The following is a 14,242-nucleotide window of genomic DNA, read 5'->3' on the forward strand; positions in this document are numbered from 1 at the left end:
CGCGCGGTCCCCGCCGACGCCAGAACAAGACCGGCAGAGCGGCCGGCGCGTGCCCCAGGCGGCGGAGGGTCAGGACCCACAAGCGCGGCCGGCACGCGATCCCCGCCGACGCCAGAACAAGACCGGCAGGGCGGCCGGGGCGTGGTCCAAGGCGGCGGCCGGTTCGCCGGTGTGCGCGGTGACCTGGGACATCGGGTCCCGGGTGGGCCGGCCGCCGCACCGACCCGTGGTGGTACCCGCCCGAGGGAGGGCCGTCCCGTAGCCGAGCCGGCCGGTCTCGGTGCCGGCCCCGCTCGGCGGGGACCGCGTCACAAGGCGGGGCGTTTGACCGGCGGTGAGGCCGCGGCCCCGGCGCCGCCGGTCCGGCTGCGGACGGCGACGGTGCGGGCTGAGTCGCCGGCGTGAGCGTGCCTGCTGGAGCCGGCGGTCGCTGCGCGTCCGGGCGGCGCCCCGGCCCCGCCCGCGGGCCTAGCCCGGGGCGCCCGACGAGAAGCGGCGCAGCAGCGGGGACAGGACCAGGACCGACTTGGTCCGCTCCACGAACGGCTCGCCGGCGATCCGCTCCAGCACCCGCTCGAAGTGGCGCATGTCGGAGGCGAAGACCTGGGCGATCGCGTCCGCGTCGCCTGTGACGGTCGACGCGGCCACGACCTCCTGGTAGCGCTCCAGCCCCCGCTGGATGGTCTCCGGCGAGGTGTTGCGCCGGCAGTAGATCTCGATGTACCCCTCGGTCTCCCAGCCGAGCGCCGCCGGGTCCACCCGGACGGTGAACCCGGTGATGGCTCCGGTGGCCCGCAGCCGGTCCACGCGCCGCTTCACCGCGGGCGCGGACAGGCCGACCATCTGCCCGATGTCCGCATAGGAGCGGCGGGCGTCCTCGGCGAGGGCGTGCACGATGCGTTCGTCGAGATCGTTCAGCACAGGGGGTGGTTCACTTCTTCGGTTCGGGTCACTTCTCTGCCGTCACCGCGAGTTCCTCACCGGTCGCGAGACGGGAACGGCGATAGCCGTAGAGGAAGTAGAACACGAGCCCGGCGGCCATCCAGCATCCGAAGACCACCCAGGTGACGGTGTCGAGGCTGGACATGTTGTAGGCGCAGAACAGGAAGCCCAGCACCGGCAGGACCGGCCCGAACGGCACCCGGAACGCCCGCTCCAGACCCGGCCGCTTGTAGCGCAGCACGATCACCGCGATGTTGACCAGGGCGAAGGCGAACAGCGTGCCGATGCTGGTGGCGTCGACGAGCTTGCCGAGCGGGATGAGCGCGGCGAGCACCCCGCAGAAGAGCGAGACGATCACCGTGTTGAGGCGGGGCGCGCCGGTCTTCGGGTGGATCTTGCCGAGCGCCTTCGGCATCAGGCCGTCGCGGGCCATCGCGAAGAGGATGCGGGTCTGGCCGTAGAGCACGGTGAGCACCACGCTGGCGATGGAGATGACCGCGCCCAGGGCGAGCAGGGTGCCCCAGAAGGTCTGGCCGCTGACATCGTTCATGATCGCGGCGAGGGTCGCCTCCGAACCGTCGAACTTCTTCCAGTTCCAGGCGCCGACGGCGACGCCCGCGACGAGCACGTACAGCGCGGTCACGATGATCAGCGACAGCATGATCGCCCGCGGCAGGTCCCGCTTGGGGTCCTTCGCCTCCTCACCGGCGGTGGAGGCGGCGTCGAAGCCGATGTACGAGAAGAACAGCGTGGCGCCGGCGGCGCTGACCCCGGTCATGCCGAGCGGCATGAAGTCGGCGTAGTTGCCGGACTTGAAGCCCATGACGCCGATCGCGCAGAACAGCACCAGCGCGGCGATCTTCACACTGACCATGATCGTGTTGGCGCGGGCGGACTCCCGCGCACCGCCGAGCAGGAACACCATCGCCAGCAGGACGACGATGAGGGCGGGCAGGTTGATGATGCCGCCCTCGCCCGGTGCCGAGGACAGGGCGCTCGGGATGGTGACGCCGATGGTGCCGTCGAGCAGCTCGTTGAGGTACTCGCCCCAGCCGACGGCGACGGCGGCCACCGACACGCCGTACTCCAGGACCAGGCACCAGCCGCAGACCCAGGCGACCAGCTCGCCCAGCGTTGCGTACGCATACGAGTAGGAGGAGCCGGCGACCGGGATGCTGCCCGCCAGCTCGGCGTAGGACAGGGCCGAGAAGAGGGCCGTGAGGCCGGCGATCACGAAGGACAGGGTGACCGCGGGGCCGGCCTCCGGGACGGCGTCGCCGAGGACGACGAAGATGCCGGTGCCGAGCGTGGCACCGATGCTGATCATGGTCAGCTGCCACAGCCCGAGGGAGCGCCGAAGCTGCCCTCCCTCGCCCTGGCCGCCCTCTGCGACCAGGCGTTCCACCGGCTTGCGACGCATGAGGCGCGCGGCGACGCCCGGGGACGCGGGGGCGGCCGGTCTGGGGTTCTGCGGGGGTGCGCCTTGGTCGAGCACGCGTTGGCTCCTTGTTCGCTGCCGTCGGTTGGGGTACTGACCGGCTGGCCGCCGGCCGTCGTGATGGGGACCGGGGGGCGCCTGCGCAGGCAGGAACCGACCGAGCGGGGTACCCACCACGCACGTACTAGCGCAGCACCCTATGAGGCGGGCCTTCACGGGCGTAATGCAGCAACCTTGCGCATCCCCGCATGATCATTGCGTTCATGCGGCCGGAATGACAAATCGTTGCGCACACGCTGTCGACCGTTGCACGACGATCTCGGAGGCCAGTTTCCGGAGCGCTTTGGCGCGGTGATGCCGGCCGTCCGGCGCCGGGACGCCGACGGCCCCCGCCGTTCCCGGGCGCGGGAACGACGGGGGCCGTCGGGACGGTGCCCGGGGCTAGCTCCAGCTGGCGTGCAGCGGCTTGCCCTCGGCGTAGCCGGCCGCGCTCTGGATGCCCACGATGGCCTTCTCGGCGAACTCCTCCAGGGAGCCGGCGCCGGCGTAGGTGCACGAGGAGCGGACGCCCGCGATGATCGAGTCGATCAGGTCCTCGACGCCCGGGCGGGCCGGGTCGAGGAACATGCGGGAGGTGGAGATGCCCTCCTCGAACAGCGCCTTGCGGGCCCGGTCGTAGGCGGACTCGTCGGACGTGCGGTTGGCCACGGCACGCGCGGAGGCCATGCCGAACGACTCCTTGTACGCACGGCCGTTGGCGTCGTGCTGGAGGTCGCCCGGGGACTCGTAGGTGCCCGCGAACCAGGAGCCGACCATCACGTTGGACGCGCCGGCCGCGAGGGCCATGGCGACATCGCGCGGGTGGCGGACACCGCCGTCGGCCCACACGTGCTTGCCGTACTTCCTGGCCTCGGCGGCGCACTCCAGGACGGCGGAGAACTGCGGCCGGCCCACGCCGGTCATCATGCGGGTGGTGCACATGGCGCCGGGGCCGACACCGACCTTGATGATGTCCGCGCCGGCGTCGACGAGGTCCTTGACGCCCTCTGCGGAGACGATGTTGCCCGCGGCGATCGGCACCTGCGGGTCGAGCGCGCGCACCACCTTGATGGCGCTGATCATCGACTCCTGGTGGCCGTGCGCGGTGTCGATGACGAGCGTGTCCACGCCCGCGTCGAGCAGCTGCTTGGCCTTGCCCGCCACATCGCCGTTGATGCCGACGGCGGCGGCGATGCGCAGCCTGCCGTTCGCGTCCACGGCGGGCGTGTACAGCGTGGCGCGCAGCGCGCCCTTGCGGGTGAGGATGCCGGCCAGCTTGCCGTCCTTGTCGACGGCCGGGGCGTAGCGGCGGTTGTGCTGGTCGAGGATGTTGAAGGCATCGCGCGGGTCTATGTCCGCGTCCAGCAGGAGCAGGTCCTTGGACATGACCACTTCGAGCTGGGTGAAGCGGTCGACGCCGGACAGGTCGGCGTCGGTGACGACGCCGACGGGCCGGTGGTTCCCGTCCACGACCACACCGGCGTTGTGCGCCCGCTTGGGCAGCAGCGCGAGCGCGTCGGCGACGGTCTGGTGCGGGGCCAGGATGATCGGGGTGTCCAGCACCAGGTGGCGGCTCTTCACCCAGGAGATCACGTCGGTGACGACGTCGATCGGGATGTCCTGCGGGATGACCACGAGGCCGCCCCGGCGGGCCGTCGTCTCGGCCATCCGGCGGCCGGCGACGGCGGTCATGTTGGCGACGACGAGCGGGATGGTGGTGCCCGTGCCGTCCGGCGAGCTGAGGTCCACGCCCTGACGCGAGCCGACCGCGGAGCGGCTCGGCACCATGAACACGTCGTCGTACGTCAGGTCGTACGCGGGCTGGATGTCATTGAGGAAACGCACGTGCTGCACATCCCAGTCGATCAGAGGTGGCCCCCGGACAGGTGTGCCAGGGGGAAAGAGCACGTACTTCATTCTCCCATGTCGGGTGCGGTGTCATGCCCCGACGGAACATCCAGGGTCGCCGCGGATCGCCTAGGAGCTTCCTCCAAGGGCGAGGGCGACGGTCAGCGACGGCATCACGCGCATGGCATGCGTGAAGACCTCCTGGGCGGTCTCCCACTCCTGGGGCCGCTGCCGCGCGTAGCCCTCCCAGCCGCGTACGACGACCAGGAGTCCCCTGCCCTCGGCCTCCTGCGGCCACACGGACAGGTCGGACAGGGAGTCGGCCAGCGCGTCCCAGTTGCGGCCGAACCAGCCGGGCAGCGACAGGGCCCGGGCGGCGCGGTCCATCAGCCCGGCCTTGTCGGTGACGCCGTCGAGGTCGAGGGCGACCACGAAACGGCCGGTCAGGTCTTCGCTCATCTCAGTACCGCCCGGAACGACTCGTAGTGATCATCGGTGTAGTAGATCTCCCCGTCCTGCCGGGTGACCAGGCGCCGGGCCCCGCGGTCGCGTGAGCCGGGGGTCGGCACGGTGTACTCGTGGTAGTAGCCGCGCCGGTGCTTCGGCAGCCGTCCCTCGAAGTTCCCGAAGACGGTGCCGTCCTTGGCGTAGGGGAAGGGGCCGCCCTCGTCGACGAGGACGAGTGTCCTGCGGGCCTCGGCCGGGAGCCGGGACTCCTGGACGGCGGCCATGCCCCGGGCCCAGGGCGGGGTGGCGGTGCCCGTGCCCGGCGGGGCCGGGGCGGAGCCGCCGGCGCACCCCGTCAGGAGGACGGCGAGACAGACGAGCAGCCCGGCGAGGGCGCGGGGGACGAACCGTGGCAGCATGCGGACGATGCTGCCACGGCCGCCCCGGCACGACCCGCTGTCAGACCCCGTCGGGGTCCTGACGGTTGAGCGCCGGCTTCGGCGTGGGCCCCGCCGTCATCAGGTAGTCGGCGGCCGAGGTGTCCGTCACCAGGCTGGTGACCAGCCCGGAGCGCAGCACCGCGTCGATCGCGGACGCCTTGCGCTGCCCGCCCGCGATCGCCACGACCTCCGGGATACGGCGGAGCTGGTCGGTCTTGACCGTGATGCACCGCTCCCCCAGGTCCCGTCCGATGCGGCGTCCCTCGGCGTCGAAGAGGTGCGCCGACATCTCGGCGGCGACACCGAGCGAGGCGTAGTGCGCGCGCTCCTCGTCGCTCAGCATGTCGTGCACGGTCGAGATGCCCGGCTCCCAGGAACCGATGGAGACGCAGGCGACCGTGACCTTGTCGAAGTACTCGAAGGCCCGGGCGATCCCGGTCTGGTTGCGCAGTGCCGCCGCGGTGGCCGCGTCCGGCAGCAGCATCGGCGCGTAGATGGGGTGGGCGTCGCCGCCGGACACCTGGGCGGCCCGGCGGACCGCCTCCACCGAGCCGCGCTCGGCGGTCCCGGCGTCGTACACGCCCGTCAGCTGCACCACCGTGCACGGCGGCAGCCGGTCGAGCGCCGCCGCCATGTGGATGGTGGACCGGCCCCAGGCCAGCCCGAGGACGTCCCCCTCGTTGACGAGTTCGCCGAGCAGGTCGGCGGCGACCTCCCCGAGGTTCTCGGGGTCGGGGGTCTCCTCGGCCTCGGCCGGGGACTCGACCACGACGGCGTGCCGCAGGCCGTAACGGGCGCGGAGCGCGTCGGAGCGCTCGGCGTCCAGTTCGGCCGGGACGCGGATCTCGATGCGCACGAGATCCCGTTCGAGGGCCGTCTCCAGGACCCGGGCCACCTTGAAGCGGCTGACGCCGAACTCCTCCGCGATCTGGATCTTGGACTTGCCCTCAAGGTAGAAGCGGCGGGCCATGGCCGCCGCCTGCACCAGCTCAGCGGGTCCCATCCGCATGGCTGACCGGCCCGCCGACATACCCGACACGGCGATCTCCTCACTGCTGTTCACACTCTGGATTCGCCGTTCATCCTCGCAGATTCGGCGCGGCTGATCCGCCCTGATGGGCGGCGTTCATTCAAGCGTTCACTTCGCCGTGGCTCAGTGGTCGCATGCCCAGGACGCCTTGGCGGTGGCCGCTTCCGCCTGCGTGCGCAGGGCGCGTACGGCCTCTGCCGGGTCGTTCGCCCCGTAGACGGCCGAGCCGGCGACGAACACGTCCGCTCCCGCGTCCGCGCACTGCTCGATCGTCGAGGCCGAGACACCCCCGTCCACCTGCAGCCACAGCTGCAGACCGTGCTTGTTGATCAGCTCACGGGTGCGGCGGATCTTCGGCAGCATGATGTCGAGGAAGGCCTGGCCGCCGAAGCCCGGCTCCACCGTCATGACGAGCAGCATGTCGAGTTCCGGGAGCAGGTCCTCGTACGGCTCGATCGGCGTGGCGGGCTTGAGCGCCATGGAGGCGCGGGCACCCTTGGCGCGGATCTCCCGGGCGAGCCGCACGGGTGCGGCGGCCGCCTCCACGTGGAAGGTGACGGAGGAGGCCCCCGCCTCGACGTACCGGGGCGCCCACCGGTCGGGGTCCTCGATCATGAGGTGGCAGTCCAGCGGGGTGTCCGTCGCACGCGCCAAGGACTCCACCACCGGCACGCCGAGCGTGAGGTTGGGGACGAAGTGGTTGTCCATGACGTCGACGTGGAGCCAGTCGGCGCCTTGGACCGCCTTGGCCTCCTCCGCGAGGCGGGCGAAGTCGGCGGACAGGATGCTGGGGTTGATCTGCGCGGCCATGACCCAAGCCTGCCACGTCGCTGGGCCGGGCTGTAGCGGCGGTCCACGGGTTGAGTTCCGGCCGGCGGGCCGGTGGGGGCCGGTCGCGCGGTTCCCCGCGCCCCTGTCGGGGCGCTGCCCCCGGCGGCGTCATGCCGTTCTGCGGATCAGGGACAGGTACATCGCGTCCGTGCCGTGGAGGTGGGGCCAGAGCTGGATGTCGGGGCCCTCGCCCAGGTGGGGTACGCCGGGCAGGAGGGGGCGGGCGTCGATCAGCTCCGTGTCCGGGTGCTGCTTGAGGACGTCGGCCACCACCGCGCGGGTCTCGGCGAGGTGCGGGGAGCAGGTGGCGTAGCCGACGACTCCGCCGACGCGCACGGAGTCCAGGGCGCTGCGCAGCAGTCCGCGCTGGAGCGGGGCGAAGTCGTCCAGGTCCTCGGGGCGGCGGCGCCAGCGGGCCTCGGGGCGGCGGCGGAGGGCGCCCAGGCCGGTGCAGGGGACGTCGACCAGCACCCGGTCGAAGGTGCCGGGCCGCCAGGGCGGACGGGTGCCGTCGGCGGCGATGACCTGGTACGGGCCGGGATTGCCGTGCAGTGCCTTGGCGACCAGCCCCGCCCGGTGCGGCTGCTTCTCCGAGGCGAGCAGCGTGGCCCCGCGCGCGGCGGCCAGCGCGCCGAGCAGCGCGGCCTTGCCGCCCGGACCGGCGCACCCGTCGAGCCACTTCCCGTCGGGCCCCTCCAGCGGGGCGTTGGCCAGCGCGAGGGCGACCAGCTGGCTGCCCTCGTCCTGGACACCGGCGCGTCCCTCGCGGACGGCCTCGACCGCGCCGGGCTCACCGCCCTCGGCGAGCCGCACGGCGTACGGCGACCAGCGCCCGGGTACGGCGGCGTCCTCGCGCAGCAGCTCCTCGGTGGTGGCCCGTCCCGGCCGGGCGACCAGCGTCACCTCGGGCCGCTCGTTGTCGGCCGCGAGCAGCTCCTCGATGCCGGCCCGGCCGCCGCCGAGGGAGTCCCACAGTGCGGAGACGACCCAGCGGGGGTGCGAGTGCACGACGGCGAGGTGGTCCTCGGGGTCGTCGTCGTAGGGCGGCGCGACCTTCTCGGTCCACCCGTCGAGATCGTGCTGGGCGATCTTGCGCAGCACCGCGTTGACGAACTTGGCCCGCCCGTCCCCGAGCACCACCCGGGCCAGCTCGACGGCTGAGGAGACGGCGGCGTGCGTGGGGATCCGCGTGCCGAGCAGCTGGTGCGCGCCCAGGCTCAGCACGTCCAGCACCGGCGGGTCGACCTCGCGCAGCGGCCGGTCGACGCAGGCGGCGATGACGGCGTCGTAGGTGCCCTGCCGGCGCAGCGTGCCGTACACCAGCTCGGTGGCGAGGGCGGCGTCCCGGGTGTCGAAGTCGCCCTTCGCGCGGGCCTTGCGGAGCAGCGGGGGCAGCACGAGGTTGGCGTACGCGTCCCGCTCGTCCACCGCGCGCAGCGCCTCGAAGGCGAGGAAGCGGACGGGGTCCTTCTGGGGACGGCGGTAGGGCTTGGCGGGCTTGCGCGGCCGCCGGGACTGCTCGCTCACGAAAAAGGTGCTCCGGGTGTGATGAAGAGGATGCGCCTCCAGCCTACGTCGCACCACCGCCCCCCTGGCCGCCCGGCCTCACTTCACCACCGGGGCACACCTGCGCGAGGCCGGGCCTGACCCGCGGGCTGCGACGGACTCAGCGCCCGGGTGAGGTGCGGCGGTAGGAACGTGCGGCGGGGGACAGGCCGATGCCCCCACCGGGAACGACGGGGAGGGGGCATCGGCGCACGGTGGCACGCACCGGTGCCCCGGGGCACCGAGCCGGGCGCTGACGAGCACTCGGCCAGCACTCGGCCTCCGAGGTGGTCAGGACACCGGCCGGCTCGCCCCGCGAGGGACCCGGTCTCGTCCTCGTGCACCGGCCGGCCCGGCCCGCCGGGCAGGCGTCAGCCGCCGACGGTCTCGCCGTCCGCGATGCGGACCCCGCGTGCCCAGTCGGCCGCGCGCATCGGCTTCTTGCCCTGCGCCTGGACCCACACGAGTTCGACGGCGTACGAACCGGTGCCCACGTGCACGCTGTTCTTGCCGACCGCGAGGCGGCCCGGCGCGAGGTCGGTGCGCTCGGGCACCGGCGTGACCTGGATCAGCTTGAGCCGCTCGCCGCGGAAGACGGTCCACGCACCGGGCGCCGGGGTGCAGCCGCGCACCACCCGGTCGACGCGCAGCGCGGGCGCCGCCCAGTCCACCTGGGCGTCCTCGACAGTGATCTTCGGCGCGAGGGAGATGCCCTCGCCGGGCTGCGGTACGGCCTTCAGCGTGCCGTCCTCGATGCCGTCCATGGTCGCGGCGAGCAGCCCCGCGCCCGCGAACGCGAGCCGGGTGAGCAGGTCGCCGCTGGTGTCGCTGGGGCGGACCTCCTCGGTCACGGTGCCGTAGACCGGCCCGGAGTCCAGTCCCTCCTCGATGAGGAAGGTGGACGCCCCGGTGATCTCGTCGCCCGCCATGATGGCGTGCTGCACCGGCGCCGCGCCGCGCCAGGCCGGCAGCAGCGAGAAGTGCAGGTTGACCCAGCCGTGCGCGGGGATGTCGAGGGCGGCCTTCGGCAGCAGGGCGCCGTAGGCGACGACGGGACAGCAGTCCGGCGCGATCTCCGTCAGCCGCCCGAGGAAATCCGGGTCCCGCGGCTTCAGCGGCTTCAGCACCTCGATCCCGGCCTCCTCCGCCCGCTCGGCCACGGGCGACGCGACCAGCCGGCGCCCGCGCCCGGCCGGCGCGTCGGGCCGCGTGACGACGGCGGCCACCTCGTGCCGCCCGGAGGCGAGCAGAGCGTCCAGAGCGGGAACGGCGACCTCAGGGGTACCGGCGAAGACGAGCTTCATGGGCGGGATCGGGCCTCTCGGGCGGGGGTCGGGCGGGCAGCACACCAGTCTATGACCATGAACGGCGCAGGAGTGGATGGGCGGGCGTACGCAGATGCCCGTACGCCCCCACCCCGTGACCAGCGGAGCTTCAGCGCGTTGGTCAAGAAAGAGTTGACCACATCGGGCCGCTGTCTCGGCCCAGTTCCTTTCAACGCCGGTTCGAGAGGCTTGTTCATGGCCGACCACGCAACCCACGACGCCCAGGCCCGGGCCAGCCTGCACTTGCTGGTGCGGGACATCGAGCGGGTCCGCCGGCAGGTGGACGCGCTGCGCACGCTCACCGCCCAGCTGGGCAACGTCTACCGCCCGCGCCGCACCGGCCCGTCCACGGGCTTCGTCGTCTACGGACGCGCCCCCGCACCGACGGTCCGCCTCGCCCAGGAACTCCGGGACAGTGTCGAAACCCTGGTCACGGCCGCCGTGGACTTCGACCGCTCGCTCGGCTTCTCGTGGGACGCGGTGGGCTCGGCGCTCGGGGTCACCAAGCAGGCCGTGCACCGCCGCTACGGCGCCCGCCGCGCCGCGGCGCAGGCGGCGGCCGATGCGGAGCGGACGGCGGAGCCGGCCGGCACCCGCACGCTCAACGTGAACACGGGCCTGCCGACGGTTCCCGCGGCCCGCTCCATGCCCACCCAGCCGACCGCGGGCAGCCCGACGCTGCGCGACGACGCCCGCCCGACCGCCTTCCCCGGCCCCCGCAACGGCTGAACTCCCCCGCCCCGCCCTCCCGGACCCTCCCCGGGAGGGCAACCGTGTGCGGGGCCCGGGCGTCAGCCGATGTCCGGCGGATCGATCCGTACCCGTACCCGTACCGCCTCCGCGCCGCCCCGCGCCATGCGCGCGGCCTGGGCCGTCTTCAGGGCGGTGGCCAGCGCGGCTCCGCTGCCCGGGGGGACGCGGACGAGAACCCGCTCCCAGTGCTCGCCGGGTGGCGGAGCGCCGGGCCGGCGCGGCCGGCCGGGCGGCGGGGGCGGCAGCGGCACCGGCCCCAGCAGCTCGGCGTCCGGCGGCAGACCGGCCGCGGCCAGGAACTCGGCGAGGGCCGCGGGCGGACCGGACACGGCCGCCATCCGGGACACCGGCGGGAAGCCCAGCTCGGCCCGCTCGGCCAGTTCCCGCACGGCGTGCCCGACCGGGTCCCAGCGCACCAGCGCCTGCACGGGGCGCAGGGTCGGCTCGGCCACGACGACCACGGTGCCGCCCTCGCTCTGGGGCCGCACCAGCGCGCCGGCCGCGATCCACCGGCGCAGCGCGTCCTCACCGGCCCGCAGGTCGGGCCGCACGAGCATGGCCCAGCCGTCCAGCAGCAGGGCCGCCGCGTAGCCGCCCTCGGCGACCGGTTCGGCGCCGGGGGTGCTGACGACCAGCGCGGGTGTGTCCGGGACGGTGTCCAGCACGTGCTCGCGGCCGGAGGTGCGCACCGGGACGGCGGGGAAGGCCCGCCCCAGTTCCTCGGCGGTGCGGCGCGCCCCGACGACCTGGGCGCGGAGCCGGAAGCCACCGCACTCCGGGCAGTGCCAGGCGCCTTCCTCGCGCCCGCACCAGCCGCACCGCAGCACGCCCGCGTCCTGCCCCTGGAGCGGTCCGGAGCAGTGCCGGCACCGGGCGGGCGCCCGGCACCGGTCGCAGGCCATGCGGGGCGCGTAACCGCGCCTGGGCACCTGGACCAGCACCGGCCCGTGCCGCAGCCCCTCGCGGGCGGCCTGCCAGGCGAGGGTGGGCAGGCGGGCGGCCCGGGCGGCCTCGTCGCGCGCGAGGTCTCCGTCGCCGACCGTGCGGACCAGGGGCGCGGTCCGGCGCACCTGCTCCCGACCGGCGACCAGCGGCCGGGCCCAGCCGCTCTCGACGAGCTGGGCGGCCTCCACCGTGCAGCTCCAGCCCCCCAGCAGGAAGGCGCACTTGTCCAGCGCGGCACGGAGCAGGAGCACGTCGCGGGCGTGCGGCTGCGGGGCGTGCTGTTCGCTGTGGCTGTCGTCCCCGTCGTCCCAGACGGCGACGAGTCCCAGGTCCCGTACCGGCGCGAACATCGCCGCCCTCGTCCCCACGACGGCCCGCACGGAACCCCGTCGCACCGCGAGCCACTGCGCGTACCGCTTCTCAGGGCCGGCGTCGGCGGTGAGCAGCGCGTGCCGGCCCGGGCCGAGCAGCGCGGTCAGCGCGGTGTCCACGCGCGCGGCGGCCCGCCCGTCCGGTACGACGACGAGGGCGCCGCGCCCGGAGGCGAGGGTGGCGGCGACGGCCCGGGCCAGCTCCTCGCTCCAGCGCGGTCCCGGCAGCGCGTTCCACACGGCCCTGGGCGCCCCGCCGGAGGCCAGCGCGTCCAGGAAGGCACCCCCGTGCTCGTAGCGCTCCCAGGAGCCGGTGTCCGGCGTCCGGGGCGGGGGCAGCGGGTCGGGCGACGGCCGCTGTTCGGCGCGGGCGTTGCGCGGCGGCACGGCCAGCTGGAGGACGTCGGCGAGGCTGCCGGCGTACCGGTCGGCGACGGCGCGGGCGAGGCCGAGCAGCTCCTCGCTCAGCACCGGCTCGGGCGACACCACCTGGGCGAGCGCGGCCAGCGGCCCGGAGTAGTCGGACTCGGCGCGCCGCTCGACGAGGAAGCCGTCGATGAGGCCGCCGCCCTCGCGGCGGCCCTCCCGCACCCGGTGCCGCCCGGCCCCGAACCGCACCCGCACCCGCACGCCGGGCTGCGCCTGCGCGTCCATCTCCTCGGGCACGGCGTAGTCGAAGTACCGGTCCAGGTGGAGGACGCCCTTGTCGACCAGCACCCGCGCGACGGGCAGTTCCTTGGCGAGCGCGGCCCCGCGCCAGGTCCGCGGCTTGGCCCGGGGCGCCTTGGCCCGGCGGACGCTCTCCCGGATGAGCGCGAGCTGCTCCGGCGGCGCCCCCTCGGCCCCGCCGTCCCCGTCCGCCCGGGGCACCCCGTTCTCGCTGCTCACGCTTGCATTCTTACCAAACGCCACTGACAACGACCCCGGACGCCCGCTTCCCGCCAGCGCCCGCCGCGGTGCGATTCCGAGGCGGTCCCCCGGGAACGCGCCGAGGCCCGGCTCCCCCTCGGGGGGCCGGGCCTCGGCGGACGGGCGGGCGCGGGTTACAGGCCCGCGGCGGCACGCAGAGCGTCCACGCGGTCCGTGCGCTCCCAGGTGAAGTCGGGCAGCTCGCGGCCGAAGTGGCCGTAGGCCGCCGTCTGGGAGTAGATCGGGCGGAGCAGGTCGAGGTCACGGATGATCGCGGCCGGACGGAGGTCGAAGACCTCGTCGATCGCCTTCTCGATCTTCTCGGGGTCGATCTTGTGGGTGCCGAAGGTCTCCACGAAGAGACCGACGGGCTCGGCCTTGCCAATCGCGTAGGCGACCTGGACCTCGCAGCGGGCGGCCAGGCCGGCCGCCACGACGTTCTTGGCCACCCAGCGCATGGCGTAGGCCGCCGAGCGGTCGACCTTGGACGGGTCCTTGCCGGAGAAGGCGCCGCCGCCGTGACGGGCCATGCCGCCGTAGGTGTCGATGATGATCTTGCGGCCGGTGAGGCCGGCGTCGCCCATCGGGCCGCCGATCTCGAAACGGCCGGTCGGGTTGACCAGCAGGCGGTAGCCCTCGGTCTCCAGCTTGATGCCCTCGTCCAGGAGCGCCTTCAGCTCCGGCTCCACGACGAACTCGCGGATGTCGGGGGCGAGCAGCGACTCCAGGTCGATGTCGGAGGCGTGCTGGGAGGAGACGACCACCGTGTCGAGGCGGACGGCCTTGTCGCCGTCGTACTCGATGGTGACCTGCGTCTTGCCGTCGGGGCGCAGGTAGGGGATGGTGCCGTTCTTGCGGACCTCGGACAGGCGCTTGGACAGCCGGTGCGCCAGGAAGATCGGCAGCGGCATCAGGGTGGGCGTCTCGTCGGACGCGTAGCCGAACATCAGGCCCTGGTCGCCCGCGCCCTGCTTGTCGAGTTCGTCCTCGTCGCCCTCGACCCGGGCCTCGTACGCCGCGTCGACACCCTGCGCGATGTCCGGGGACTGCGCGCCGATGGACACCGAGACACCGCAGGAGGCGCCGTCGAAGCCCTTCTTGGAGGAGTCGTAGCCGATCTCCAGGATCTTGCTGCGGACGAGGGTCGCGATGTCCGCGTAGGCCTTGGTCGTCACCTCGCCGGCCACGTGCACCAGGCCGGTGGTGATCAGCGTCTCGACGGCGACCCGGGAGGTCGGGTCCTCGCGCAGGAGCGCGTCGAGAATGGTGTCGCTGATCTGGTCAGCGATCTTGTCGGGGTGACCCTCGGTCACGGACTCCGAGGTGAACAGGCGACGGGACACAACGCTCCCTGTGGTTGCAGCGGCTGCTGGCTGATC

General features: G+C 73.7%; 12 protein-coding genes. 1 reads left to right on the forward strand and 11 read right to left on the reverse strand.

The window, feature by feature from the left end:
* Positions 1-468 precede the first annotated feature (468 nt).
* From IG05_RS0118145 to fmt, 9 genes are all read right to left on the reverse strand, one after another.
* Entirely contained in the window at positions 469-921 is a 453-nt protein-coding gene (locus IG05_RS0118145; protein ID WP_030343799.1) for an Lrp/AsnC family transcriptional regulator, read from the reverse strand.
* Positions 922-949: 28 nt separating this feature from the next.
* Positions 950-2,437, reverse strand: coding sequence for an amino acid permease (locus tag IG05_RS0118150; protein WP_030343801.1), 1,488 nt, complete (start codon positions 2,435-2,437; stop codon positions 950-952).
* Between the two features lie 384 nt (positions 2,438-2,821).
* Positions 2,822-4,264 (reverse strand): GuaB1 family IMP dehydrogenase-related protein, encoded by a 1,443-nt coding sequence (locus tag IG05_RS0118155; RefSeq protein ID WP_030343803.1) that lies wholly within the window; start codon positions 4,262-4,264, stop codon positions 2,822-2,824.
* Positions 4,265-4,396: 132 nt separating this feature from the next.
* On the reverse strand, positions 4,397-4,726 hold the full coding sequence (locus tag IG05_RS0118160; RefSeq protein WP_030343805.1) for a barstar family protein: 330 nt from the start codon (positions 4,724-4,726) through the stop codon (positions 4,397-4,399).
* Complete coding sequence (locus IG05_RS0118165; protein WP_030343807.1) at positions 4,723-5,133, reverse strand: ribonuclease domain-containing protein; 411 nt, start codon at positions 5,131-5,133, stop codon at positions 4,723-4,725. Before IG05_RS0118165 ends, IG05_RS0118160 begins: the two co-directional genes overlap by 4 nt.
* Positions 5,134-5,173: 40 nt before the next feature.
* The gene (locus tag IG05_RS0118170; RefSeq protein WP_030343809.1) at positions 5,174-6,217 is read right to left on the reverse strand and encodes a sugar-binding transcriptional regulator; all 1,044 of its coding nucleotides are present in this window, start codon (positions 6,215-6,217) and stop codon (positions 5,174-5,176) included.
* Positions 6,218-6,307: 90 nt separating this feature from the next.
* Positions 6,308-6,994 carry a ribulose-phosphate 3-epimerase gene (gene rpe / locus IG05_RS0118175; RefSeq protein WP_030343810.1) on the reverse strand — a complete coding sequence of 229 codons (687 nt, stop codon included), beginning with the start codon at positions 6,992-6,994 and terminating at the stop codon, positions 6,308-6,310.
* Between the two features lie 129 nt (positions 6,995-7,123).
* The gene (locus IG05_RS0118180) at positions 7,124-8,542 is read right to left on the reverse strand and encodes an RsmB/NOP family class I SAM-dependent RNA methyltransferase (RefSeq protein ID WP_030343812.1); all 1,419 of its coding nucleotides are present in this window, start codon (positions 8,540-8,542) and stop codon (positions 7,124-7,126) included.
* Positions 8,543-8,931: 389 nt separating this feature from the next.
* Entirely contained in the window at positions 8,932-9,864 is a 933-nt protein-coding gene (fmt, locus tag IG05_RS0118185; RefSeq protein WP_030343813.1) for a methionyl-tRNA formyltransferase, read from the reverse strand.
* Between the two features lie 216 nt (positions 9,865-10,080).
* Here fmt and IG05_RS0118190 point away from each other — a divergent pair, with 216 nt between their 5' ends.
* Positions 10,081-10,614: a hypothetical protein gene (locus tag IG05_RS0118190; RefSeq protein WP_030343815.1), complete on the forward strand. Its 534-nt coding sequence runs from the start codon at positions 10,081-10,083 to the stop codon at positions 10,612-10,614.
* Positions 10,615-10,676: 62 nt separating this feature from the next.
* Here the strand turns inward: IG05_RS0118190 and IG05_RS0118195 are convergent, their stop codons facing one another.
* A complete protein-coding gene (locus tag IG05_RS0118195) occupies positions 10,677-12,842 on the reverse strand; it encodes a primosomal protein N' (RefSeq protein WP_030343817.1) in 2,166 nt (721 codons plus the stop codon).
* A gap of 155 nt (positions 12,843-12,997) precedes the next feature.
* The gene (metK, locus tag IG05_RS0118200; RefSeq protein ID WP_030343818.1) at positions 12,998-14,206 is read right to left on the reverse strand and encodes a methionine adenosyltransferase; all 1,209 of its coding nucleotides are present in this window, start codon (positions 14,204-14,206) and stop codon (positions 12,998-13,000) included.
* Positions 14,207-14,242 lie beyond the last annotated feature (36 nt).

Origin of the sequence: Streptomyces sp. NRRL S-1022 (assembly GCF_000720135.1) — a bacterium.
In the GTDB taxonomy this organism is placed as follows: Bacteria; Actinomycetota; Actinomycetes; order Streptomycetales; family Streptomycetaceae; genus Streptomyces.

Coding starts and splice junctions, on each gene's coding strand:
- IG05_RS0118160 (WP_030343805.1), bottom strand. CDS start 4,726: ATGAGCGAAGACCTGACCGGCCGTTTCGTGGTCGCCCTCGACCTCGAC.
- IG05_RS0118165 (WP_030343807.1), bottom strand. CDS start 5,133: ATGCTGCCACGGTTCGTCCCCCGCGCCCTCGCCGGGCTGCTCGTCTGT.
- rpe (WP_030343810.1), bottom strand. CDS start 6,994: ATGGCCGCGCAGATCAACCCCAGCATCCTGTCCGCCGACTTCGCCCGC.
- fmt (WP_030343813.1), bottom strand. CDS start 9,864: ATGAAGCTCGTCTTCGCCGGTACCCCTGAGGTCGCCGTTCCCGCTCTG.
- IG05_RS0118190 (WP_030343815.1), top strand. CDS start 10,081: ATGGCCGACCACGCAACCCACGACGCCCAGGCCCGGGCCAGCCTGCAC.